The 25204-nt window shown below is 72.0% G+C and carries 18 protein-coding genes; 14 read left to right on the forward strand and 4 right to left on the reverse strand.

The features are described 5' to 3' along the window. Positions 1 to 12: 12 nt before the first annotated feature. Positions 13 to 1002 (forward strand): hypothetical protein, encoded by a 990-nt coding sequence (locus ACZ3J7_RS34875; RefSeq protein WP_465627420.1) that lies wholly within the window; start codon positions 13 to 15, stop codon positions 1000 to 1002. A gap of 124 nt (positions 1003 to 1126) precedes the next feature. On the opposite strand, the gene ACZ3J7_RS34880 is transcribed toward ACZ3J7_RS34875, so the two are convergent. Beyond that, complete coding sequence (locus ACZ3J7_RS34880) at positions 1127 to 1885, reverse strand: hypothetical protein (RefSeq protein WP_014138391.1); 759 nt, start codon at positions 1883 to 1885, stop codon at positions 1127 to 1129. Beyond that, positions 1885 to 3273: a type VII secretion protein EccE gene (gene eccE, locus ACZ3J7_RS34885; protein WP_465627421.1), complete on the reverse strand. Its 1389-nt coding sequence runs from the start codon at positions 3271 to 3273 to the stop codon at positions 1885 to 1887. Before eccE ends, ACZ3J7_RS34880 begins: the two co-directional genes overlap by 1 nt. A gap of 259 nt (positions 3274 to 3532) precedes the next feature. Here eccE and eccB point away from each other — a divergent pair, with 259 nt between their 5' ends. The 4 genes from eccB to mycP all read left to right on the forward strand — a co-directional run bounded on the left by eccB (position 3533) and on the right by mycP (position 7457). Beyond that, positions 3533 to 5122, forward strand: coding sequence for a type VII secretion protein EccB (gene eccB / locus ACZ3J7_RS34890; RefSeq protein ID WP_465627422.1), 1590 nt, complete (start codon positions 3533 to 3535; stop codon positions 5120 to 5122). Between the two features lie 180 nt (positions 5123 to 5302). After that, entirely contained in the window at positions 5303 to 5602 is a 300-nt protein-coding gene (locus ACZ3J7_RS34895) for a WXG100 family type VII secretion target (protein WP_465627423.1), read from the forward strand. A 78-nt stretch (positions 5603 to 5680) separates the two neighbouring features. Beyond that, positions 5681 to 5971, forward strand: coding sequence for a WXG100 family type VII secretion target (locus ACZ3J7_RS34900; RefSeq protein ID WP_465627424.1), 291 nt, complete (start codon positions 5681 to 5683; stop codon positions 5969 to 5971). A gap of 142 nt (positions 5972 to 6113) precedes the next feature. Then, positions 6114 to 7457 (forward strand): type VII secretion-associated serine protease mycosin, encoded by a 1344-nt coding sequence (gene mycP / locus ACZ3J7_RS34905; RefSeq protein ID WP_465627425.1) that lies wholly within the window; start codon positions 6114 to 6116, stop codon positions 7455 to 7457. A gap of 109 nt (positions 7458 to 7566) precedes the next feature. Here mycP and ACZ3J7_RS34910 read toward each other — a convergent pair whose 3' ends face one another. Then, positions 7567 to 8967 carry an APC family permease gene (locus tag ACZ3J7_RS34910; RefSeq protein WP_465627426.1) on the reverse strand — a complete coding sequence of 467 codons (1401 nt, stop codon included), beginning with the start codon at positions 8965 to 8967 and terminating at the stop codon, positions 7567 to 7569. A gap of 520 nt (positions 8968 to 9487) precedes the next feature. Further along, positions 9488 to 13441, reverse strand: a complete 3954-nt coding sequence (gene eccCa / locus ACZ3J7_RS34915; protein ID WP_465627427.1) for a type VII secretion protein EccCa — start codon at positions 13439 to 13441, stop codon at positions 9488 to 9490. Positions 13442 to 13965: 524 nt separating this feature from the next. Between eccCa and eccD the strand changes: the two genes are divergently transcribed. The 9 genes from eccD to ACZ3J7_RS34960 all read left to right on the forward strand — a co-directional run bounded on the left by eccD (position 13966) and on the right by ACZ3J7_RS34960 (position 24984). After that, a complete protein-coding gene (gene eccD, locus ACZ3J7_RS34920; protein WP_465627428.1) occupies positions 13966 to 15429 on the forward strand; it encodes a type VII secretion integral membrane protein EccD in 1464 nt (487 codons plus the stop codon). Positions 15430 to 15519: 90 nt separating this feature from the next. Then, positions 15520 to 15810, forward strand: coding sequence for a 30S ribosomal protein S15 (gene rpsO / locus ACZ3J7_RS34925; RefSeq protein ID WP_465627429.1), 291 nt, complete (start codon positions 15520 to 15522; stop codon positions 15808 to 15810). A gap of 391 nt (positions 15811 to 16201) precedes the next feature. Continuing rightward, positions 16202 to 18412, forward strand: a complete 2211-nt coding sequence (locus tag ACZ3J7_RS34930; RefSeq protein WP_465627430.1) for a polyribonucleotide nucleotidyltransferase — start codon at positions 16202 to 16204, stop codon at positions 18410 to 18412. Between the two features lie 76 nt (positions 18413 to 18488). Further along, entirely contained in the window at positions 18489 to 19868 is a 1380-nt protein-coding gene (locus tag ACZ3J7_RS34935) for a M16 family metallopeptidase (protein WP_465627431.1), read from the forward strand. Positions 19869 to 19893: 25 nt separating this feature from the next. Further along, positions 19894 to 20640: a 4-hydroxy-tetrahydrodipicolinate reductase gene (gene dapB / locus ACZ3J7_RS34940; RefSeq protein ID WP_465627432.1), complete on the forward strand. Its 747-nt coding sequence runs from the start codon at positions 19894 to 19896 to the stop codon at positions 20638 to 20640. A 1-nt stretch (position 20641) separates the two neighbouring features. Beyond that, positions 20642 to 21103: a hypothetical protein gene (locus ACZ3J7_RS34945; protein ID WP_465627433.1), complete on the forward strand. Its 462-nt coding sequence runs from the start codon at positions 20642 to 20644 to the stop codon at positions 21101 to 21103. 37 nt (positions 21104 to 21140) lie between these two features. Then, positions 21141 to 21926 carry an FAD-dependent thymidylate synthase gene (gene thyX, locus ACZ3J7_RS34950; protein ID WP_465627434.1) on the forward strand — a complete coding sequence of 262 codons (786 nt, stop codon included), beginning with the start codon at positions 21141 to 21143 and terminating at the stop codon, positions 21924 to 21926. A gap of 300 nt (positions 21927 to 22226) precedes the next feature. Further along, complete coding sequence (dapA, locus tag ACZ3J7_RS34955) at positions 22227 to 23126, forward strand: 4-hydroxy-tetrahydrodipicolinate synthase (protein ID WP_465627435.1); 900 nt, start codon at positions 22227 to 22229, stop codon at positions 23124 to 23126. Positions 23127 to 23298: 172 nt separating this feature from the next. Continuing rightward, complete coding sequence (locus ACZ3J7_RS34960) at positions 23299 to 24984, forward strand: ribonuclease J (RefSeq protein WP_465627436.1); 1686 nt, start codon at positions 23299 to 23301, stop codon at positions 24982 to 24984. The last annotated feature ends 220 nt before the right edge of the window (positions 24985 to 25204 follow it).

The raw sequence follows: 25204 nt of genomic DNA on the forward strand, positions 1-25204 counted from the left end.
CAGCGCCGCACCGTGCGCGGACTGCTGCGCGGCCGGCTGCTGGAACTGCGCCGGCGCCTGCGGGGCACCGCCCGGGCCGTGCTGCGGCTGCTGGTACTGCGGCTGCCCGCCCGCCGTCTGGCCCGACTGCGGCCACCCGCCCGCCCGCGGGTCGGCCGGCGGCTGCTGCGGGTTCTGCGGGTTCTGCCACTGCTGCGGCTGCTGCGGCTGCTGCGGCGGGTACGGCTGCTGCTGCACCGGCGGCTGCGGCACCTGCGGCGGGTACGGCTGGCCCTGCCACTGCTGCTGGGGGTCCGGCTGCTGCTGGTACTGCGGCTGCGGCGGGTACGGCTGCTGCTGCACCGGCGGCTGCTGGACGGGCGGCTGCTGCTGGACGGGGGGCTGCTGGACGGGGGGCTGCGGCTGCGGGGCCTGCTGCTCGGCCACCGGCGGCTGCGGCTGCGGCGGCTGCTGCACCGGCACCTGCAGGACCGGCGCCTGCTGGACCGGCGGCTGCGGGACCTGAGGCGGCTCCGGCTGCTGCTGGACGGGGGGCTGCGGCTGCGGGGCCTGCTGCTCGGCCACCGGCGGCTGCGGAGCCTGCGGCGCCTCCGGCACCTGCTGCACCGGCGGCTGCTGCTGGACGAGCTGCTGCTGAACGGGCGCCTGCGGCTGCTGCTGGACGGGGGGCTGCGGCTGGACGGGCGGCACCTGCTGGAGCGGCGGCTGCTGCTGCGGAGGCGCCTGCTGCTGCGCCGGTGGCGGCTGCGGCACCTGCTGCTGGACGGGCGCCTGCGGCTGCACGGGCGGCTGTGGCTGCGCCTGCGGCACCGCGGCCGGAGCGCCCGGCGCGGCGCTCTGGGTGTACCAGGACGGAGCGGTGTAGTCCGGGGCGTCGGACCAGTCATCGTCGTCCTCGGCCGCGTTGTCGCCGACGTAGACGCCGTCCCGATCGCTGCTCACTGGGGCTCCCTCGTTCTCGCCGAAGCTGCTTCGGCGGTTGCCGTCGGGCAACAAGACTAGGCCGTGCAGGTGCCCGCGTTGAAGGCGGTGCCGCACCTGACGGCGGATCCGACCGGCCCGCCGGCCGGCCCGCCCGGGGGCGCGGACGGCGTCCCCCGGGGCGGCCCGGCCGGCCGGCTACCGGTCAGTCCATGCGGCGCGGGCCGCCCAGCACCTGGGTCTCGGCCTCGCCCTGGTTGGTCATCACGTACTGGCGCCGCATCCGGGTCGCCCACAGCGTCACGTTGTCCGGCAGCGTCGGCAGCGCGCTGACGTCGCCAGGGGAGAGCGACAGCAGCCGGCCCAGCAGCTCGGCCTCCTGCGGCGAGACCCGCTGCAGGCCGACCAGGTCGGCCGCGTTCAGCACCCGGCTCGCGTTCGGGCCCAGGTACGGCAGCACGGTCAGCGTGGTCTGCCACGGCGCCGCCGACAGCCGGCTGCGGTTGGGCCGGGCGCCCAGGTCGCGCACCACCAGCACGGGGGAGGCCACCGACGCGCCCTGCGCGCCCAGCCGCCCCACCTGGTGGATCGTCACGCACGGCTGCCCGCCGCCGGCCGCCTGCGCCATCGGCGCCCACGCCTGCGGACGGCCGGTCTCCACCGCGATCCGGGCCCCGGTCGCGGCCGCGCGCAGCGCGATCAGCTGCGCCGTCCACATGCCGCCGACCAGCACCACCTCGAACGCGGACGGGCGGAACAGGCCGATCACCGCGGGCTGCTGCTGGTGGTCCAGGCCGATCACCACGCCGTCGTCGCCGACCGGGAAGGCCAGCGCCGACAGGTCCTCGACCGTCAGCACGTGCTTCTCCCGGCGCGGACCGCGCAGGCCGAAACCGGGGCGCACCCGCACCGGGCGCTGCTCGACCGGCTGCGGGGCCTGGCCGGAGTAGGTCTGGTAGGCCATCAGGACGTCCCTCCCAGGGGCAGCGTGGCGAGCAGGCCGGGGGCGTGCTCCAGGTCGAGGCGGGTCAGCGAGGCGCCGCTGTGCTGCGCCCGGGACTCCGCCTGGCGGCCCATCTGGTCGAGCCTGGCCTCGTTGTGCTCGGTCAGCCGCAGGTGGCCGCTGAGCGCCACCGAACCGCCCATCGCCCGGGTCGCGGTGACCGAGAAGGTCGAGGCGAACGCGGGGGTGCCGGTCAGCTGGTTGACCAGGTCGGGCGCGGTCACCCGGCCGCCGCCCATGCCCGGGCGGGACAGCACCGGCCACTTGGAGATCCAGTACGTGGCGTGCCAGCGGTCGTCGATCCGGCAGTACTTCGCCGACTCCTGGGTCCGGCGCACGCCGACCCCGCCGCCGCCGGAGCCCTGCCGGCCCGCGACCGCGACCGGGTTGGCGCACACCGAGATGGCCAGCGCGGCGATCAGCTCGCGCTCGTCCAGCACGGTCGCGGTGAAGCCGGCGCTGTTCAGCCGGCCGGCCAGCTGGTCGGTGACCCGCTGCAGGGTCTTGCGGGCGCCCTCCTCGCCGCCGCCGCGGGCCAGCACCGCGGTGGCCGCGCGCTCCGGGTCGAGCTTGAGCGCGACCCAGGTCAGCCGCAGCGCCGGGGTGCTCACCCCGCCGGGGGTCTGCTGGTAGGCGCGGGCGGCCAGCGAGTGCTCGGGCAGGTGCGGCGCGGGCGCCGGCTGGGTGTGCTGGACCAGCTGCACCGACTCCAGCGCGATGTCGTCGACCTGCAGGACCGAGCAGATCAGGTCCAGCGGCACCGAGGAGGCGGCCCGGCCCGGACGCAGCGGCTGGTCCTTGGACTGCACCAGCAGCACCGAGGTGAAGAAGGTGCCGTCGCCGACCATGCCGGTCTCGCGGCGCAGCGGACGGCCGTCGCCGAGGTCGGTCTCGATCGCGTGGGTCGAGGTCCTCAGGGCCGGGTCGAGCTCCATCACCGGTGCGATCGCCGGGTCGGTGCCGGGCGGCGGGACGTTGTACTTCGCGTCCCGGCGGCGGGACTTGTACGTCGAGCGGACGCCCACCGCCTCGCCGGTGGTGCGGCCGCCCAGGCGCAGCAGCGCGATCACGACCAGGACCAGCGCGGGCACCGCGAAGACGCCCGCCATCATCGTGTTGATCGACCAGCCGACCGCGACCAGGGCGGCGGCGACCTCCAGCTGGACGATCTGCTTGAGTTCGAGGCGGCGGCCCAGCAGCCCGGGCCTGGGCAGCAGCCGCAGGCCGACCGGGCCGAGCGGGGCCGGCGGCGCGGACGGTGCGGTGCGGGCCCGGCGTCCGCCCGGGGCGTCCGGCCTCCGGCCGTGCGAGGTGGAGCGTCGTCGTGCTGGAGCGGACTGGCTTGGCATCCCCCGAATTGCCCTCTCTGCTTCAGATGTTCAGATGTCCCGTCAGATCCCCCGGCGGGCCCGGCGAGCGCGGGCCGGGGACCGGCGCGGCGGCCCGGCTGGCGGACCGTCGGAGCCTACCCGTTACCGTACTCACCGTCTGCCGCCGATCGTAGAGGGGTGGCCGAGCGGCCCGCCCGCCGGGTGGCAGACTCATCCGACGGCACAAGCGCGTTGACGGCCCGCGGAGGCGGGCCACACAGGGGAGACGGGGACGAGCATGGCATCACGCCGGGACGAGCTGAACGCCTACACCTTCGCCCGGAAGCGGACGGTGGGGGCCTTCCTGCAGCCGGGCGGCGGCGGCAACGACGAGGACGCGCCGCGCCCGCTGCGCGCCGTGCTGCCGAGTTTCGTGGTCGCCGCGGTGATCGTCGCGGGCTTCGGCATGTGGGGCGTCCTCAAGCCGGCGGCGCCGCCGAACTGGGACAACGGGAAGTACATCATCCAGGGCAAGTCCTCGACGACCCGCTACGTGATCCTGAACGACGGGCCCAACAAGGAGCCCACCCTGCACCAGGTGCTGAACATGTCCTCGGCCCGGCTGGTGCTGCCGGAGAACGCCACCGTGCAGACCGTCGCCGACGACGTGCTGGACAGGTACCCGAGGCGCGGCGCCACCATCGGCATCCCGTACGCGCCCGACAAGCTGCCCTCGTCCGGGGACGCCAAGGACCCGAAGAAGTGGTCGGTCTGCGACAAGATGGGCGCCGACAACCGGCAGTCCACGGTCGGCCAGTCGGTGTTCGTCGCGGCCGGGGCGGACGCCAAGGCGCTGGCCGCGCCGGACAAGCTGCTGAGCGACAGCCAGATGCTGCTGGTCCAGGAGCCCCCGGTGGACGGCAAGACCGACAACGGCTCGCTGTACATGGTCGACTCCAAGGGCCTGAAGCACGCGCTCGGCCAGTGGGGCATCGACCCGGCCGAGCGCGAGAGCCTGGTGTCGGCGCTCACCAGCCCCGGCACCAAGCCGCAGCAGGTCACCAAGGAGTGGCTGGCCACGCTGGCGAACGGCGTCCCGGTGAAGTTCCCCCGGATCGACACCTTCCTGACCACCGGCAGGTCCGCCGCCTCCCAGCTGGACCTGACCAACGCGGAGCAGAAGAAGGTCGGCCGGCTGCTGAAGTTCCAGGACGCCTACTACGCGGTCGGCGTCCAGAAGCTCTACCGGATCACCCAGTTCCAGGCCGAGCTGATGCGCACCGACCCGCTGCTGCAGGACGCGTACAGCAAGACCGGCGCGCCGGTGATCGAGGAGGTCGGCGCCGGCGACGTCAGCAAGCTCCAGTCGAGCATCACCGAGCAGCTGATGACCGACGCCAAGGACTGGCCGACCAAGAAGCAGCAGGCGGTCAACGTCGGCGACAAGGGCGGCCGCACGGTGGTCTGCTCGACCTTCGAGGGGGCCGGCGACAAGGGCCAGATCAGGCGCTCGGTCTGGGCCGGCACCGAGTACCCGGCGCAGGTCACCTCGGGCTCGGTCAGCGCCCACGTGACGCCCGGCCACGGCCTGCTGTACCGCGCGGTGGAGGGCGAGACGCTCGGCGCCGACGGCCAGGCGTCCTCCGGCAGCGACTTCCTGATCACCGACTCGGGCCTGCGCTACTCGCTGCCCGCCAACGGCGACGGCGGCACCGCCGGCACGGCCAGCGCGGCGCCCGAACCGGGCAAGTCGACCACCAACGAGGCCCAGGCGCGGCTCGGCTACAAGGACATCCTGCCGCCCCCGGTGCCGCTGGCCTGGTCGAAGCTGGTCCCGGCCGGACCGGTGCTGAACACCAACTCCGCGCTCCAGGCCCAGAACGCCTGACGAACGGTCAGCCCGGGGGCGGGAGTTCAGTGTCATGGTCTGGTAACTACCCGCTACCCGGTGTTGGGCGCACAGCAGTTGGCCGTTACAGTGCTTCTGAGCACCACACCGGTGGTGCCCGTACGGATGTTCGCCACAGGGGCGTCCGGACGTAGTCTGTCTCATGGGGGACGGTGGATCATGGCAGGTCAGTTCACGACGACCGCGGAGGAAATGACCGCCTTCGCGAACCGCATCAACGAGGTCAACCAGCAGGTGCAGGGCGAGATCGGCCGCCTCAACACCCTGGTCGGCGAGATCGCCTCGGGCTGGAAGGGCGCGGCCGCGTCCGCGTACCAGCAGATGCAGTCGCAGTTCAACGACGACGCCAACAAGCTCAACCAGATCCTCGACGAGATCCGGCAGGCCATCGAGGCCACCACCAAGGCGTACTCGATGACTGAAGAAGAGCAGCGCGCCGCGGTCGGTGGCATCGGCTGAGGCCGGTAACCAACACCACCACACAGCGCCTTTGTCGGTTCGAAGGCGTGCCGTGATTCCATCGAAGGGGAGAGATCAATGTCCGGCATTCTCGTCAATTTCCAGACCATCCAGAACGCCAGCTCCGAGGTCCGCCAGACCGCGGCCCGCATCCAGTCCCAGCTGGACGACCTGAAGTCCGGCGTGCAGCGCATCGCCGCCAGCTGGGAAGGCGCGGCCCAGCAGGGCTACCAGGCCCGCCAGGCCCAGTGGGACGCCAAGGCCGCCGACCTCCAGCAGGTGCTGAGCCGGATCGCCGCCGCGCTGGACAACGCCGCGCAGAGCTACCAGCAGACCGAGAACCAGAACAGCGCCATCTGGGGCAACTGACCGCCGGCCGACGGTTCACGGGGGATCGGCACGGCAAGTGCTTGACACGGGCGGGCGTCCTTCGAGGGCGCCCGCCCTCCGTGCGTCGCAGGGGGCGGCGCGCGGCCTACACGGGTGGAACGCAGTGAGGGGTGGAGCAGAGGTGTCGTCAGGATCGTTGCGCCGGGCCGGTGCGGTGCTGCTGGTGCTCGGAGTGGTCGGTTCGACCGCGGCGGGCCCGGCCTGGGCCGCTCCCGCCCCGACGGGCGGCGCCACCCGGGGAGCGGTGCTGGAGCTCGACGCGTCGGGCGACTGCAACTTCCCGATACAGCAGGACGTCGAGTCCAAGCCGTGGGCGCTGCAGCGGGTGTTCCTCAACGAGCTGTGGAACGTCGACGGCCAGCAGGCCGCCAAGCAGGCCGGCAAGCAGGCCGACCTGCCGAACCAGACCGGGGCCGGCGTCACGGTCGCCGTCATCGACACCGGCGTGGACGCCGCCAACCCGCAGCTGGCCGGCAAGGTGGTGGCCGGCCGGGACTTCCTCGGCGAGAACGTCGGCAAGGACCAGCAGCGCCCCGAGGGCAACAGCCTGACCGACAAGGTCGGCCACGGCACCAAGGTGGCGGGCATCATCGCGGCCGCCGAGAAGCCGGGCATCGGCTTCGTCGGCCTGGCCAAGGACGCCACCATCCTGTCGATCCGGCAGAACGACGCGGAGGGCCACGGCAGCGTCCTCACGCTGGCCCACGCGATCGACGAGGCGCTCAGCAAGGGCGCCAAGGTCATCAACATCTCGCAGGACGTCCGGGTCGAGGCCGACGCCGCCAAGCCGGCCGGCGAGGAGCGCTTCCAGGACGAGAAGGAGCTGACCGCCGCGCTGGAGCGGGCCGAGAAGGCCAAGGTCGTGGTGGTCGCCTCCTCCGGCAACGACGGCGCCGAGGGCCCCACCTACCCGGCCTACTACGACTCGGTGCTCGCCGTGGGCGCCTCCGACCGCAACAACGAGCGGGCCGCCTTCTCGCAGTACGGCGACTTCGTCGACGTGGCCGCGCCCGGCGTCGACATGCTCTCCACCGTCCCCGGCCACGGCCAGTGCACCGACAACGGCACCAGCTTCTCCGCGCCGTACGTCTCGGGCGTGGCGGCGGTCCTCAAGGGCATGCACGGGGACTGGACGGCCCAGCAGATCCGGACCGTGATCGAGCAGACCGCGCAGCGCACCGAGCACGGCCGCAACAAGTACATCGGCTGGGGCGTGGTCGACCCGGTGAAGGCCGTCGAGTACACCACCGTGCCCGGCCCGTCCGAGTCGCCGCACCCGGACGCGCCGACCAAGCTGGACGCCCTCCCGCTGGTCGCGCAGCCGCTCGGCCTGGAGGAGACCCAGGCCGACCGGGACCGCCGCACCGGCACCTTCGTGCTGGGCATCGGCGGCCTGGTGGTGGCCGGCCTGGCGGGCGGCGCGGTCGTCGCCCGGGACATGAACCGGCGCCGCCGCGAGGGCTGAGCGGCGGCACTCCCGGAACGGGGGCCGGACCCGGGAACGGGCCCGGCCCCCGTCCCGGTCCTGGGGTGGACCGGGGCGGGGGCCGGAGGGGAGGAGCGGTCCGCGGGGGTCAGACCCGCTCGTCCTCGGGGAGGGTGATCACCCAGCGGGTCTCCGGGCGGGGGCGGAGGTAGAGGGCCCAGTAGAGGCCGGCCGCGACGGTGATGCCGAGCGTCCACAGCAGGGCCGTCGTGTCGAGCTTGGTCAGGGTGTACGCCAGGGCGACGATCACCAGGACCGGCAGCGCGGGCCACAGCGGCTGGCGCCAGGCCGGGGCGTCCTTGTGGTGGCCCCGGCGGGAGAACAGCGCGCCGATCGCGACCAGCAGGTAGAGCGCGGCGACCGCGACGCCGGTGATGTTGGTCAGCAGGTCCTGGCCGACGAAGCAGAGCGCGGCGCCGGGGACGCCGACCGCCAGGGTGGAGATCCACGGGGCGCTGAACTTGTTGAGCGTGCCGAAGGCCTTGTTGACCGGCTCGGGCCAGGCCTTGTCGCGGCCGGAGGCGAACAGCACCCGGGAGTTCTGGATGACCATCACGATGCCGGCGTTGACGATCGCCAGCGCGATGCACAGGCTGATGAAGGTGCCGACGCCGCTGTTGCTCCAGCCGATCACCAGCGCGGAGATGTCGCCCTCGGTCAGCGCCTTCAGGTCGGGGGCGCCCATGGTGATCGCGGCGACCGGGACCAGGATGATCGCGGTGGACAGGCCCAGCGTCCACAGCACGGTGCGGGCGACGTTCTTGCGCGGGTTCTCCAGTTCCTCGGAGAGGTAGATGGCGGTGGAGAAGCCCTGGGTGACGAACAGCGCGGTGCCCATCGCGGCCAGGATCGCCGCGAAGCCCACCGAGGAGGTGCCGGAGTCGGTGGCGAGCGTGCCGTGCAGCAGGCTGTCGACGCCGCGCTCGGAGTGGCCGAAGCCGAGGACGGCGACCACGGCGCAGGCGACGACCTCCAGCACCAGGAAGACGCCGGTGATCCAGGCGTTGGCCCGCAGGTCCAGCAGGCCGGCCACGGTGGCCGCGAGCATCACCGCGGCGCCCGCCCACTTGGGGTCGAGGTGGATGATCGGTTCCAGGTAGTCGGCGGTGCCCATGGCGATCAGCGAAGGCACGATCATCACCACGATCAGCGACTGGATGAACACCAGCCAGCCGGTGAACTTGCCCGCCAGCGTGCCGACCATGGCGTACTCGCCGCCCGCCGAGGGCACCAGGGTGCCGAGCTCGGAGTAGCAGAACGCCACCGCGACGCAGATGACCGTCCCGATCAGGATCGACATCAGGGTGAAGGTGCCCAGCGAGTTGAAGAGCTCCGGCACGATCACGAAGAGTGAGGAGGCCGGGGTCACGCAGGACAGCGTGAGCAGCGTGCCGCCCACGACGCCGAGCGACCGGGCGAGCTTCTTGGGGCTGCCCGCGGTGTCCCCCGCGGCGGGGGCGGCTACCTGCGGGGGGAGCGTGTCGGTCATGGGGGCATCCGATCCACTGAGCGGCGGTGTGGGGGTGGGAGCGGTATCGCCTCCGAAGCACGGTCTCGCGGTCTGGGTTCTGCTTCGCTCCCGGGTCGCCAGGTTGCCTGGGTGGATTGGTCCCGTCAACGCGCGATCGGCTGCGGATTCCGTTGTCATAAGCGCCTCCCGCCTGCGGAACCCAGCTCCGGAGCGGGTGGGACGCATGTTTCCGTGGTGTCAACTCCGGTGAACAACGCTTGAATCGAAGGTGAAGTGAGCTGGGTTACGCCCGATTCCAAGGCGCTTCCGGGTGCCGCGCTGCTGGGCCGAAAACCGCCTCCGCGCAGCTCAGGGGGGTACGGGAACCGAAGGAAGGCTGCGAAAAACGGAAGATAACGTTATGGCACCGGTCTGCCCGCGGAGTGCCGGGAAGGGCCGCCGGCCGGGGCGGGGCGGCGCCGGGAACGCCGAAGGGGCCGGGCCCCTTCCGGAGCCCGGCCCCCTCACCGTCGATCACCGTCCGTGAACGGCGCCCGCGCTAGACCTGCGTCGGCAGCCAACCGGTCTGCACCGTCTGGCCGGACTGGATCCGGCGGGAGACGAACACGCCGCGGCCCGGCGGCAGCGGCTGCGGCTTGACCGTGCCGAGCAGCGCGCCCTCGCCCTTGTCGCCCGAGAGCAGCACGCCCTGGCCGCCCAGCTCGCGCATCCGCTGCATCACCGGCTCGAACAGCGAACGGCCGGCGCCGCCCGCGTTGCGGGCGATGATCAGGCGCAGGCCGATGTCGCGCGCGAACGGCAGGAACTCCGCCAGCGGCGCCATCGGGTTGCCCGACTGGGTGGCGACCAGCTCGTAGTCGTCCACGATCACGAACATGTCCTTGCCGGTGTACCAGCTGCGGTTGCGCAGCTGCTCCGGCGTGACGTCCGGGCCGGGCAGGCGGCGCCCGCAGGCCCCGCGCAGCATCTCCACGATCGCCGTCATGGCGGGCGCGGCGGCCGCGTACTCCACCAGGTACTCCGGCGGCACCACGCCGAGCAGCGAGCGGCGGAAGTCGCCGACCACGATGCCCGCCTGGTCCGGGGTGTACCGCTCGGTGATCTGCTTGATCAGCATCCGCAGCAGCGCCGACTTGCCGGACTCGCTCTCGCCGAAGACGACGAACAGCGGGTCGTTCTCGAAGTTGACGAACACCGGCGCCAGCTCGACCTCGTCGACACCGAACGCGACACCCAGCTCGGGGTGCTCGAAGCCCTTGGGCAGCGAGTGGCCGTCCAGCACCGGCGGCAGCATGCGCACCTGCGGGGCGCGCGGACCGGTCCAGGCCGCGTTGACCTGGGCGACCAGCCCGGCCACGCCGTCCACCAGGTCGGCGACCTCGCTGGAGCCGTCGATCCGGGGCAGGCCGGACAGGAAGTGCAGCTGGTCGGCGGTCAGGCCGCGGCCCGGGATCGGCGGCACGTTCGCGGCGGCCTTGCGGCCGATCTCGGACTCCATCGAGTCGCCGAGCTTGAGCTCGACCCGGTTCTGCAGCTGGTCCTTCAGCGCCGGGCGGACCTCGGCGTAGCGGGCCGCGGTGATCACCACGTGCACGCCGTAGCCGAGACCGCGCTGCACGATGTCGGCGATGACCGGCTCCAGGACCTCGAACTCCTGCTTGAAGGTCAGCCAGCCGTCGATGAACAGGAACACGTCGCCGAACTGCTCGTCGGGCAGCTGCCCGGCGGCCCGGCGGGCCCGGTAGGTGGCGATGGTGTCGATGCCCGTCGCGCGGAACAGCTCCTCGCGGCGGTTGAGCACGCCGTGCACCTCGCTGACCATGCGGCGGACCTTCTCGACGTCCAGCCGGCCCGCGACGCCGCCGACGTGCGGCAGCTCGGCCAGCGAGCCGAAGCCGCCGCCGCCGAAGTCGAGCAGGTAGAACTGCGTCTCCACCGGGGTGTGGGTGACCGAGAAGCCGGCCACGATCGTGCGCACCATGGTGGACTTGCCGGACCGCGGACCGCCGACGATCATGCCGTGGCCGGCCGCGCCCGAGTAGTCCAGGTACATCACGTCGCGGCGCTGGTCGCGCGGCTTGTCGACGATGCCGACCGGCACCACCAGGTTGCCCTGGCGGACGGCGGCCGGGGTCAGGCCGCGGTCCGGGCTGACCTGGAGCGGCTCCAGCAGGCTGTCCACCGACGGCGAGGCGTCCAGCGGCGGCAGCCACACCTGGTGGGCGGGCGGGCCCTGGCCGATCATCCGCTGCACGAACACGTCGAGCATGGTGTCGAGCAGCGCCTCGTCCATCTCCTCCTCGGCGGGCAGCTCGGGCAGCACCTCCACCTCGGGCTCGACCACCTCGACCTCGGCGGCGGTGAACAGCACCGGCTGGGCGGTGACCACCTGGCCGCCGACCGCGCGCTGGGTGCCCGGCGCCCGGTACTTGCCGGAGACGTACGCGGCGCGGAAGCGCTCCATCACGTCGGAGCCGAACTTGAGGTAGCCCACGCCGGGGATCGGCGGCAGGTGGTAGGCGTCCGGCACGCCGATCGCGGCCCGCGACTCGGCGGCCGAGAAGGTGCGCAGGCCCAGGCGGTAGGAGAGGAAGGTGTCCAGGCCGCGGAGCTTGCCCTCCTCCAGGCGCTGCGAGGCCAGCAGCATGTGCATGCCGAGCGAACGGCCGATCCGGCCGATCTGGATGAACAGCTCGATGAAGTCCGGCTTCGCGGTGAGCAGCTCGGAGAACTCGTCGATGATCATCAGCAGCGAGGGCAGCGGGTCGAGCGGCGCGCCGGCCGCGCGGGCCCGCTCGTACTCGTTGATGTTCGCGTAGTTGCCCGCCGCGCGCAGCAGCTCCTGGCGGCGGTTCATCTCGCCCTCGATCGCGTCGCGCATGCGGTCGATCAGGGTCGCTTCGCCCTCGAGGTTGGTGATCACGGCCGCGGTGTGCGGCATCTCGGACATGCCGGCGAAGGTCGCACCACCCTTGAAGTCCGCGAGGACCAGGTTCAGCACCTCGGAGGAGTGGGTGACCGCCAGCGCCAGCACGATGGTGCGCAGCACCTCGGACTTGCCGGAACCGGTCGCGCCGACGCACATGCCGTGCGGGCCCATGCCCTCCAGCGAGGCTTCCTTGATGTCCAGCCAGACGTACTCGCCGTTGCTGCCGACGCCCAGCGGGACGCGCAGCTTCTCGCGGATCGGCTTGGGACGCCAGTGCCGGGCCGGGTCGAAGGAGCCCGGGTCGCCGGTGTGCATCATCTCGGTGAAGTCCATCGACACCAGCGACGGGTCGCTGTCGTCGCCGCCCGCGGACGCCCGGAACGGCGCCAACTGCCGCGCCAGCGCCTCGGACTGCCAGCTCGACAGCCCGTCCGGCCGGCCCGGGTAGCTCGCCCCGGAGGCGGCCTCCAGCAGCAGCGAGTCCTTGCCGACGGTGATCACCAGGTGGCCGTTCGGCTCGTCCAGGTCACCCGGGACGACCTCGATCACGGTGACGCCCTGGACGCCCTCCGGACCGGCGATCACCGAGTCGACCGGCACCGAGGCGCCGTCCATGATGACCACCAGGTGCGGCTGGTCCGGGGTCGGCGTGCTGTCCCGGGAGAAGCCCTTGCGGCCGGCCAGCTCGTTGGCCAGCAGCTCCTCCAGCTCGCCCAGCCCGGAGGCGATCAGCCGGCGCGAGCCGGCCCCGTCGCTCTCCTTGCGGTGCTGGGTGTGCGGCAGCCACTTCGCCCACTCCCACTCCTCCACCGCGCCCGGCGCGGCGGCCACCCCGATCATCAGGTCCTCGGGGGAGTGCAGGGTCGCCAACTGGGCCACCATCGCCCGCACGTTGCCGTACACCGAGTCCGGGTCGCCGCACACCGTGATGTGGTAGAAGGCGCGCAGCGAGACCGCCAGCGGCAGGTCCTGCAGGGTGCCGTGGGTCTTGATGAAGGTGCCCATCGCCTCCGCGGCGAGCGGCTCCAGCTCGTCCATCGGCGCGGTCTGCGGCGCCACCAGCGGGGTCGACAGCTGCAGCGGACCCAGGCCCACCCGGATCTGCGCGAAGTCCGGGTCGGTCGGCCGGCGCTCCCACAGCCGCCGCCCCTCCGCCACCACCGACCACAGCTGGTCCGGCTCCGGGTGGGTGAACAGCAGCGCCCCGCGCTGCCGCTCCGCCGTGCGGCGCACCTCGCGGCGCTTCTGCTGCAGGTACTTCAGGTAGTCGCGGCGCTCGTCCGAGGTGGCCGCGCTGCCGCCCTTGCGGGCCCGGACGATCTGCGCCACCGCCATCGCGGCGGTCGAGGCGATCATCAGGACGCCCATCATCTTCATCGGACCCTGGCCGCCCTGGAACAGGAAGGCCGCCGAACCGCCCATGCCGAGCATCGGCATCAGCGTCATCAGCCAGTCCTCGCCGCCGCCGCGCGGCAGCTCGGGCGGCGGAACCAGCTCGACCGGCTCCTCCGACACCGCGGGCGGGAACGCCCTCGGCGGGCGCTTCACCGTCACAGTACTCATGCCGTCACCCCGTCCCGGGCGGCAGCCGCAGCGCTCGACTCCCCGTCGCTCTCAACGGCGTGCCCTTCCAGGGCACTTGACAGGGGGAGCCCCCATCGCTCGCTCACAATCCGCCCTCACGCATCTGGATACGTACGGTGAGGGCGCCCCGTGTGATGACGCCGCCCCCGCTCCGCCGAACCGCAGGCGCGCGGGGCTGCCGCGTCTTCCACCGCCGCCCCCGTACGCCGTGCGCAGGGGCCGATCCTACTGGGCACGCCAAGCCGTTCGTCCACGGGGTCGCCTCCGGCCCCGCACCGGGACTGACCCCGCGTCAAGACCGCCTCCGGGCCGTCCCCCGGCCGCCACCGGGGCCGTTCCGCCCCTGCGCCGTCGGAGCGGCCCGGGGCCCGGCGTACACCACCCTTCCACCGGGGGGTAAGGTGTCGCCGCGCCAACTCTCGTCCGGTCCGTGTCAGTTCCGGAACCGCGACGACGGGCGGGCCGCAGACTTGCTAACACAGCCAACGAGGGGGAGAGGGCCGGTGAGCAACAACGCAACGACCGGTTTCTGCCGGGTCACCGTGGTGGCTCCGGACAGCCGGATCGACGTCGCCCTGCCGGAGGATGTCCCGCTCGCGGACATCTACCCGGAGGTGCTCAGGCTCTCCGGACAGACCCAGGTGGACGGGACGCCGACCGGCTTCCACCTGGTCCGGCGGGACGGCACCGTGCTCGACAGCGGGCTGCCGCTGGCCGCCCAGCAGATCCGCGACGGCGACCTGCTGAGCCTGCGGCCGTTCGCCGAGTCGCTGCCGCCCGCGGTCTACGACGACGTCGCGGACGCCATCGCCTCCGCGGTCGAGGCCGACCGCCGGTTCTGGAGCCCCGACCTGATGCGGGCCTTCGGCCTGGTCGCCGGCACCGTGCTGCTCACGCTGCTCGCCTTCGCGCTCTGGTTCTCCGACCTCAGCCACAACATGTTCGGCCTGCCCGGCATCCTGTCCGGCGTCACCGCGGTGGTCCTGGTCACCTTCGCCGGCGTCCGGGCCCGGGTCTACGCCGACCACACCGCCGCGCTCGCCCTCGGCCTCGGCGCGCTGCCGCACGCCATGCTGGCCGGCTCCGGCGTCATCGACGTCGCCAACGCCGGCGACGGCCCCGGCCGGCTGCAGTTCCTGGTCGGCTGCGTCACCGTGCTGGTGGTCTCCGTGCTGCTGGTGGGCCTGCTGCCGGAGAAGGACTCGGTGTTCGTCGCCGCCTCCTTCCTGGCCGCCGCCGGCACCCTGGCCACCTTCGCCGCCGTCCTGATGTCCGGCACCGCGATCACCGACATCGCCGCCGTCACCGGCGTCGCCGCGGTCGCCGCGGTCGGCTTCCTGCCCGCGCTCTCCGCCCGCTTCGCCCGGCTCCCCGTCGGCTTCAGCGCCCCCGGCCAGACCCGCACCCGCGCCACCGCCTACGGCGAGGAGCAGGCCGGCGCCGAGACCGTCCAGTACGAGCGGATCGCCGCCCAGGCCCGCCGGGGCCACGAGGTGCTGGTCGGCCTGGTCGGCGGCGCCGCCGCCACCATCGTCGGCGCCTGCGCCGTGCTCGGCTTCAGCGACCGCAGCTGGGCCGAACTGCTGGCCCTGGCCATCGGCGTCTCGACCATGCTGCGGGCCCGGCTGTTCCGCTACACCGCGCAGGTCTTCGCGCTCACCATCTCCGGCCTGGTCGCGCTCTCGCTGCTGATCCTCGGCCTGGCCCTGCACACCCCGCTGCACCTGGTGCTCGCCAAGCTCGCCAACGAGGGCGGCGGCGACCTGCGCACCGTGTGGCTGTCCGCGTCCATCGCGGCCGGTGCCGCGGTGATGACCGCGATCGCGCTGATCGTCCCGCGCTCCGGCGTCTCCCCGTTCTGGGGCCGGATCCTGGACATGGTCGACAGCCTGATGCTGCTCGCGCTCGTCCCGCTCGCCCTCGCCGTCCTCAACGTCTACAACGTGGTGCGCGGCGCGACCGGCTGAGTCGGACTGCTAGGGTTTAACAGTCCGAGTTCCGTCAGGACCTGTGCCTCATACCAGGACCGCTCGGCCACCACACCGAAGGAGATGCCCGTGGCCCTCGCCGCTGACGTCAAGAAGCAGATCATCGCCGAGTTCGGCCAGAAGGAGGGCGACACCGGTTCCCCCGAGGTCCAGGTGGCCATGCTCTCCCGCCGCATCTCGGACCTGACCGAGCACCTCAAGCTCCACAAGCACGACCACCACTCGCGCCGCGGCCTGCTCATCCTGGTCGGCCAGCGCCGCCGCCTGCTGCAGTACCTGGCCAAGAAGGACATCGAGCGCTTCCGCACCCTGGTGGAGCGCCTCGGCATCCGCCGCGGTGCCGCCGGCGGCGCCCGCTGACACCGCCCGCAGGGGCGGCTCCCCTCACCGGGGGAGCCGCCCCTTCGGCGCATCCGCGCCACCGAGCGGAACCCCGCGACCACACCCCGCGACGAACCCGTCCGCGTTAAAGCCGCGCTCGGTAGGGTGTGAATTTGTAAGGTAAAGGGCATGCCCGCCCTAGCGGGCCGGATCAAGGCTTCAAACGGAAGCCGCCCGCACCCCGCAGGAGCGTCCACCGCCACCGCCGCCGCGCGCCGAAAGGCGCCGGTCCTCGGTAGTGGCCGCCGGGAACCCCGACACGAGGGTCCGACCCGGTGGCTTCGATCGAAGACCGGCCCAGCTGCCCGGGCCACGGCAGGCGAGTGCAGGGGCGCTCCTGGGGAGACGTACGAAAGAGGAGATCTTCCAGGTGGAAGAGAACGTTTTCTACGCCGAGGCCGTCATCGACAACGGCAGCTTCGGTACCCGCACCATCCGCTTCGAGACCGGCCGCCTGGCCCGTCAGGCCGCCGGCTCCGCCGTGGCCTACCTGGACGACGACACCATGGTGCTGTCGGCCACCAGCGCCTCGAAGCAGCCCAAGGAGCACTTCGACTTCTTCCCCCTCACGGTGGACGTCGAGGAGCGGATGTACGCCGCCGGGCGCATCCCCGGCTCGTTCTTCCGTCGCGAGGGCCGCCCCTCCGAGGACGCGATCCTGACCTGTCGCCTGATCGACCGCCCGCTGCGCCCGTCCTTCGTCAAGGGCCTGCGCAACGAGATCCAGGTCGTGGTGACCGTCATGGCGCTCAACCCCGACCACCTGTACGACGTGGTGGCCATCAACGCGGCCTCCGCCTCCACCCAGCTGGCCGGCCTGCCGTTCTCCGGCCCGATCGGCGGCGTCCGCGTCGCGCTGATCAACGGCCAGTGGGTGGCCTTCCCGACCCACTCCGAGCTGGAGTCGGCCGTCTTCGACATGGTCGTGGCCGGCCGGGCGCTGCCCGACGGCGACGTCGCGATCATGATGGTCGAGGCCGAGGCCACCACGAAGACCATCCAGCTGGTCGAGGGCGGCGCCGAGGCGCCGACCGAGGAGGTCGTCGCCGCCGGCCTGGAGGCCGCCAAGCCGTTCATCAAGGTGCTGTGCGCCGCCCAGGCCCAGCTCGCCAAGCAGGCCGCCAAGCCGACCGGCGAGTTCCCGCGCTTCCTGGAGTACCAGGACGACGTGCTGGCCGCGCTGACCTCCGCCGTCAAGGACGAGCTCGCCAAGGCGCTCACCATCGCCGGCAAGCAGGAGCGCCAGAACGAGCTGGACCGGATCAAGGGCGTCGCCGCCGACAAGCTCCTCCCGGAGTTCGAGGGCCGCGAGAAGGAGATCAGCGCCGCCTACAACGCGCTGACCAAGAAGATCGTCCGCGAGCGCGTCATCAAGGACAAGGTCCGCATCGACGGCCGCGGCGTCACCGACATCCGCACCCTGGCCGCCGAGGTCGAGGCCATCCCGCGGGTGCACGGCTCGGCCCTGTTCGAGCGCGGCGAGACCCAGATCCTGGGCGTCACCACGCTGAACATGCTGCGCATGGAGCAGCAGCTCGACACGCTCTCCCCGGAGACCCGTCGCCGCTACATGCACAACTACAACTTCCCGCCGTACTCGGTCGGCGAGACCGGCCGGGTGGGCTCGCCCAAGCGCCGCGAGATCGGCCACGGCGCCCTCGCCGAGCGGGCGATCCTCCCGGTCCTGCCGACCCGCGAGGAGTTCCCGTACGCCATCCGCCAGGTCTCCGAGGCGCTCGGCTCCAACGGCTCCACCTCGATGGGCTCGGTCTGCGCCTCCACCATGTCGCTGCTGAACGCCGGTGTGCCGCTGAAGGCCCCCGTCGCCGGCATCGCGATGGGCCTGATCTCCCAGGAGATCGACGGTGAGACCCACTACGTGACCCTCACCGACATCCTCGGCGCCGAGGACGCGTACGGCGACATGGACTTCAAGGTCGCCGGCACCCGCAACTTCATCACCGCGCTGCAGCTCGACACCAAGCTCGACGGCATCCCCGCCTCGGTGCTGGCCGCCGCGCTCAAGCAGGCCAAGGACGCCCGCCTGCACATCCTCGACGTCATGAACGAGGCCATCGACGCGCCCGACGAGATGTCCCCGAACGCGCCGCGGATCATCACCATCAAGATCCCGGTGGACAAGATCGGCGAGGTCATCGGCCCCAAGGGCAAGATGATCAACCAGATCCAGGAGGACACCGGCGCGGACATCACCATCGAGGACGACGGCACCATCTACATCGGTGCGGTCGACGGTCCCTCGGCGGAGGCGGCCCGCTCGACGATCAACCAGATCGCCAACCCGACCATGCCGGAGGTCGGCGAGCGCTACCTGGGCACCGTGGTGAAGACCACCACCTTCGGCGCCTTCGTCTCGCTCATGCCGGGCAAGGACGGCCTGCTGCACATCTCGCAGATCCGCAAGCTGGCCGGCGGCAAGCGCGTCGAGAACGTCGAGGACGTGCTCGCCGTCGGTGCCAAGGTCCAGGTCGAGATCGCCGAGATCGACCCGCGCGGCAAGCTCTCGCTGATCCCGGTCGTCGAGGGCGAGGAGGGCGGCGAGGCCGCCGACTCCGAGTGACGACCCCGTAGCACCCCGCGGCCCGCACGCCCCAACCGGCGCGTGCGGGCCGCACCCTGTTCGTGAAGTCCTGTTCGTGAAGCAGCAGTTGGAAGGAACACCCGTGGCCCAGGCCTCGGCGGCGAAGCAGCGCCCCGGAACCACCCGGACCCTGCTCAAGGGCACCGACGGCGCGGGCACCGTCCGCCGTACGGTGCTCCCCGGCGGCCTGCGGGTCGTCACCGAGACCCTCCCGACGGTGCGCAGCGCCACCTTCGGCATCTGGGTCGGCGTCGGCTCCCGCGACGAGACGCCCGTCCTCAACGGCGCCACCCACTACCTGGAGCACCTGCTCTTCAAGGGCACCGCCCGGCGCGACGCCCTGGAGATCTCCGCCGCGCTGGACGCGGTCGGCGGCGAGATGAACGCCTTCACCGCCAAGGAGAACACCTGCTACTACGCGCGGGTCCTGGACACCGACCTGCCGCTCGCCATCGACGTGGTCTGCGACATGCTGACCAGCTCGCTGATCCGCCCCGAGGACGTCGAGTCCGAGCGCGGCGTCATCCTCGAGGAGATGGCGATGGCCGAGGACGACCCGAGCGACGTGGTGCACGACCTGTTCGCCGAGGTGATCTTCGGTACCGGCCCGCTCGGCCGCCCGATCCTGGGTACCCAGGAGACCGTCACCGCCCTCACCCGCGAGCAGATCGCCGGCTTCTACCAGCGCCGCTACAAGCCGGAGAACCTGGTGGTCGCCGCGGCCGGCAACCTCGACCACGCCAAGGTGGTCAAGCTGGTCGAGCAGGCCTTCGCCCCCGTCCTGGCCAAGTCCAAGGGCCACCCCGCCGAGGTCCGCCGCGGCGTCAAGGCCGTCCGCACCGCCGGCAAGGCCGCCGTCCTCAACCGCCCCACCGAGCAGGCCCACCTGGTCCTCGGCGTCCCCGGCGTGCCGCGCCACGACGAGCGCCGCTGGGCGCTCGGCGTGCTCAACGCGGCCCTCGGCGGCGGCATGAGCTCCCGGCTGTTCCAGGAGGTCCGGGAGAAGCGCGGCCTCGCGTACTCCGTCTACTCCTACTCCTCCTCGTACGCCGACACCGGCCTGTTCGGCATCTACGCCGGCTGCCAGCCCAAGCGGGTCGAGGAGGTGCTGAGGATCTGCCGCGCCGAACTCGCCCGGGTCGTCGCCGAGGGCATCACCGAGGAGGAGCTGCGCCGCGCGATCGGCCAGATCTCCGGCTCCACCGTGCTCGGCATGGAGGACACCGGCTCGCTGATGAACCGGATCGGCAAGGCCGAACTCTCCTACGGCCACCACCTGTCGGTGGACGAGATGCTCGGCAGGATCGCCGCGGTGACCCTGGACGACGTCCACGCCGTCGCCCGTGATGTGCTGGGTGCGCACCGCCCCTCGCTCGCCCTGATCGGCCCGATCAACGACCGGCGGGCCGCGAAGCTCGCCGACCTGCTGGTCTGACGACCGGCCTGAGAGGACAACTGACATGACGCTGCGCGTCGCCGTGATCGGCGCCAAGGGCCGGATCGGCTCCGAGGCGGTCAAGGCCGTCGAGGCCGCCGCGGACCTGGAGCTGGTGGCCGCCCTCGGCCGCGGCTCCGACCTGGCCGAGCTCACCGCCGCCGGGGCCCAGGTCGCCGTCGAGCTCACCCACCCCGACTCGGTGATGGGCAACCTCGACTACTGCCTGGGCCACGGCATCCACGTGGTCACCGGCACCACCGGCTGGACCGAGGAGCGCCTGGAGACCGTCCGCGGCCTGCTCGCGAAGGCCCCCGCGCTCGGCCTGCTGATCGCCCCGAACTTCTCCATCGGCGCGATCCTCGGGATGAAGTTCGCCCAGACCGCCGCCCGGTACTTCGAGTCCGTCGAGGTGCTCGAACTCCACCACGACAACAAGGCGGACGCCCCCTCCGGCACCGCCACCCGCACCGCCCAGCTGATCGCCGCCGCCCGCGCCGAGGCCGGCCTGCCCCCGCAGCACGACCCGACCACCCACGGTCTGCCCGGCGCCCGCGGCGCCGACGTGGACGGCGTCCCCGTGCACGCGGTGCGGCTGCGCGGCCTGCTCGCCCACCAGCAGGTGATGCTCGGCGACACCGGCGAGACCCTGACCATCCGGCACGACTCCACGCACCACAGCAGCTTCATGCCCGGCATCCTGCTCGGCGCGCGGAAGATCGCCGACCACCCGGGCCTGACCTTCGGCCTGGAACACTTCCTGGACCTGTGACATGACCTCCCGCACCGGTTTCTTCGTCCTCTCCGGCGTCCTGCTGCTGGTCGGCCTGGTCTGCGTCGGCGAGGGCGTCCAACTGGTCGCCACCGGGAAGCCGCTGGGCGTCGGCATCGGCCTGTGCGCCTTCGTGATTCCGGTGATCGGCGGCTGGTTCCTCACCCAGACCGTCCGCTTCGGCCGGGCCAGTGAGCGCCTCGCCCGCGAGCTGGAGGCCGAGGGCGGCCTGCCGGCCGACGAGTTGAAGCGCACCGCGGGCGGCCGGATCGACCGCGCCTCGGCCGACGCGGTGTTCGCCCGCCGCAAGGCCGAGGCCGAGGCCGACCCCACCGACTGGCGGAACTTCTTCCGCCTCGCCGTGGCGTACGCCGACGCGGGCGACGTGCCGCGCGCCCGCAAGGCCATGCAGCACGCGATCAGGCTGCACGACCGGGCGGCCTCGCCCGCCGCCGTAGACTGACCCGTAACCCGCCTCAGACCCCCCAGGACGTTCTCCCATGCGCGCAGTCGAACCCCAGGTCCACCTCATCGCCCGCCCCGAGCTCGACTACGACGAGGTCGCCGCCTACCTGCAGGACGTCGGTGGCGAGAGCTGGCTGGAGCGGGTCGACCGCGGTGACCTGGACGACGCCCAGAACCTCGCCGAGTTCGCCGGCCGGATCTGCTACCGCTCCTGGAAGCCGGGCCTCAACCCGAACGTCACCAAGGTCCGCACCGACCAGGACGCCTACCTCAAGAACATCCTGGCCAGCGCGCACGGCTCGGTGCTGGAGCACGTCTCCTTCACCTTCGTCCTGCACAACGTCAGCCGGGTGGTCACCCACGAGCTGGTCCGCCACCGGGCCGGCGTCGCGGTCTCCCAGGAGTCGCTGCGCTTCGTCCGCCTCGACGACATCCCGTTCTGGTTCCCCGAGTGGGCCAAGCAGGACGAGGAGCTGATGTCCCGGGCCACCGGCCTGATGAAGGAGATCGAGGAGTTCCAGCACTGGATGGCCGACCACTTCGGGCTGGACGAGGAGGGCGTGCCGTTCCACGAGAAGAAGGAGAAGACCTCCTTCATGCGCCGCTTCGCCCCCGAGGGCCTGGCCACCGGCCTGGTCTGGACGGCGAACGTCCGCACCCTGCGGCACGTCATCGAGAACCGCACCGCGCCGGGCGCCGAGGAGGAGATCCGGCTGCTGTTCGGCAGGGTCGGCGAGCTCATGGTCAAGGAGGCGCCGTCGCTGTTCGGCGACTACACCGTCGAGGACGGCGCCTGGGTGCCGGGCTGGCGCAAGGTCTGACCCGCCGCGGCCGGGCCCGGGGCCCCGCTCACCCGTGCGGACCGCCGCCGGGGCCGCCGTCCGCCCGCTGACCTGGGCCGACGAGCAGATGGGCGGACTGTCCGGCATGTCTGGATTGCGGCTTTCTCGGCCGCTCCATACGCTCGGGGCACGGATTCCGGTGCTGCGTGAACCCCCGAGCGCGCAGCACCGGAATCCCATGTCCGGCCCGGGTTCCGGCGCCCCTCCCGCCCCTCGGGTCTGTCCAAACCCTGGACCTGCGTGGCTACCGACCACCGCCCTACGAGTAGTTTTGGACCCATGGCTCCGACCTCCACTCCGCAGACGCCCTTCGGCCGGGTCCTGACCGCCATGGTCACCCCGTTCACCGCCGAGGGCGACCTCGACCTCGACGGCGCCCAGCGCCTCGCCGCCCACCTGGTGGACTCCGGCAACGACGGCCTGGTGCTCAACGGCACCACCGGCGAGTCGCCCACCACCACCGACGCGGAGAAGGCCCAGCTGGTCCGGGCCGTGGTCGAGGCGGTCGGGGACCGCGCCCACGTCGTCAGCGGCGTCGGCACCAACGACACCCGGCACAGCATCGAGCTGGCCCGCCAGGCCCAGGCGGCCGGCGCGCACGGCCTGCTCGCCGTCACCCCGTACTACAGCAAGCCCCCGCAGGAGGGCCTGTACCGGCACACCGTCGCCGTCGCCGACGCCACCGAGCTGCCGGTCATGCTGTACGACATCCCCGGCCGGGCCGGCGTCGCCCTCGACGTCGACACCCTGGTCCGCCTCGGCGAGCACCCCCGGATCGTCGCCAACAAGGACGCCAAGGGCGACGTCGCCGCGGCCGCCCACGCGATCGCCCGCGCCGACCTCGCCTGGTACTCCGGCGACGACGTGCTGACCCTCCCGCTGCTCTCGGTCGGAGCCGTCGGCGTGGTCAGCGTGGTCGGCCACGTCGTCGCGGGCGGGATGCGCACCATGATCGAGGCCTTCACGGCCGGCGACACCGCGAAGGCGCTCGCCGTCCACCAGTCCCTGCTGCCGGTCTACACCGGAATCTTCCGCACCCAGGGAGTGATCCTCGCCAAGGCGGCGTTGAACCTGCAGGGACACCCGGCCGGCCCGCTCCGGCTGCCCCTGGTCCCCGCCACGGACGCGGAGACCGCCCGTTTGAAGGAGGATCTCGCCGCCGGCGGGGTACACCTGTAACCAACAACAGACGTGCGCGCCCCCGGCTCGCCGGACCCGACCGGGTCCGCCGCTGGACCGGGACCGAAGGCGCGCGGCACTACGGCAGTCAGGTAACCACGATGGACGCACGCCATATGCCACCGGGGGAAGAACCCCCCGGGCATATGGCGTGCGTCGTGAGGAGAGTCTTTTGAGCCACCCGCACCCCGAACTCGGCGCGCCCCCCGCACTCAAGGAAGGCGCCCTCCGCATCACCCCGCTCGGCGGCCTCGGCGAGATCGGCCGCAACATGACGGTCCTCGAGTACGGCGACCGGATCCTGATCATCGACTGCGGCGTGCTCTTCCCCGAGGACGAGCAGCCCGGCGTCGACCTGATCCTCCCGGACTTCACCTACATCCGGGACCGCCTCGACAAGGTCGACGGCATCGTCCTCACCCACGGCCACGAGGACCACATCGGTGCCGTGCCGTACCTGCTCCGGGAGAACCCGGACATCCCGCTGATCGGTTCGAAGCTCACCCTCGCCCTGATCGAGGCCAAGCTCGCCGAGCACCGCATCCACCCCTACGTCCTGGAGGTGGTGGAGGGCGACCGCGAGCGGATCGGCCCCTTCGACTGCGAGTTCATCGCGGTCAACCACTCCATCCCGGACGCCCTGGCCGTCGCCGTCCGCACCCCCGCGGGCATGGTCGTCGCCACCGGCGACTTCAAGATGGACCAGCTCCCGCTGGACGGCCGGCTCACCGACCTTCCGACCTTCGCCAAGCTGGCCGAGGAGGGCATGGACCTGCTGCTGGTGGACTCCACCAACGCCGAGGTCCCCGGCTTCATCCCGCACGAGCGCGACATCTCCGCGGCCCTGCGCAACGTCTTCGCCAACGCGGACAAGCGCATCATCGTCGCCTCCTTCGCCAGCCACGTGCACCGCATCCAGCAGGTCCTGGACGCCGCGCACGAGTACAAGCGCAAGGTCGCCTTCGTCGGCCGCTCGATGGTCCGCAACATGGGCATCGCCCGCGAGCTCGGCTACCTGAAGGTCCCCGGCAACCTGCTCGTCGACGTCAAGACCCTCGACGACCTCCCCGACAAGGAGGTGGTGCTGATCTGCACCGGCTCCCAGGGCGAGCCGATGGCCGCGCTCTCCCGGATGGCCAACCGCGACCACCAGATCCGGATCGTCGAGGGCGACACCGTCGTCCTCGCCTCCTCGCTGATCCCCGGCAACGAGAACGCCGTCTACCGCGTCATCAACGGCCTCACCCGCTGGGGCGCCAAGGTCGTCCACAAGGGCAACGCCAAGGTGCACGTCTCCGGCCACGCCTCGGCCGGCGAGCTCCTGTACTTCTTCAACATCTGCAAGCCGAAGAACCTGATGCCGGTCCACGGCGAATGGCGCCACCTGCGCGCCGCCGCCGACCTCGGCATCGCCACCGGCATCCCGCGCAACCGCGTCGTCATCGCCGAGGACGGCGTCTGCGTGGACCTGGAGAAGGGCGTCGCCCGGATCGTCGGCAAGGTCCAGGCCGGCTACGTCTACGTGGACGGCTCCTCGGTCGGCGACATCACCGAGGCCTCGCTCAAGGACCGCCGGATCCTCGGCGAGGAGGGCTTCATCTCGGTCTTCGTGGTGGTCGACTCCACCAACGGCAAGATCGTCAGCGGCCCCACCATCCAGGCCCGCGGCTCCGGCATCGACGACGGCGCCTTCGGCCCGGTCGCCGCCAAGCTGGAGGAGGCCCTGACCCGCTCCGCCGGCGAAGGCGTCCTGGAGGTCCGCCAGGTCCAGCAGCTGGTCCGCCGGAACATCGGCAAGTGGGTCGCGGACAACTACCGCCGCCGCCCGATGATCCTCCCGGTCGTCGTCGAGGTCTGAGCCCCCGACCCGATTTGACCTGGGGCAGCCCGGTGCGTAGTGTTCTCCGGGTTGCCCCACGGTCGTGCGGCTTCGCCCAGGATTCGAATTCTTCGTTCGAATCGGGCGGGGAAAACAGGCCGAGAAACTCTGGTAGAGTTCGGGAGCGCCGAAAGGCGAAAGCGAATCGGATCGAATGAAACTCCGGAAAACGGAGCGGAAAACGTCTGATAAGCTGGGA

This window comes from Kitasatospora sp. NPDC015121 (assembly GCF_055562955.1).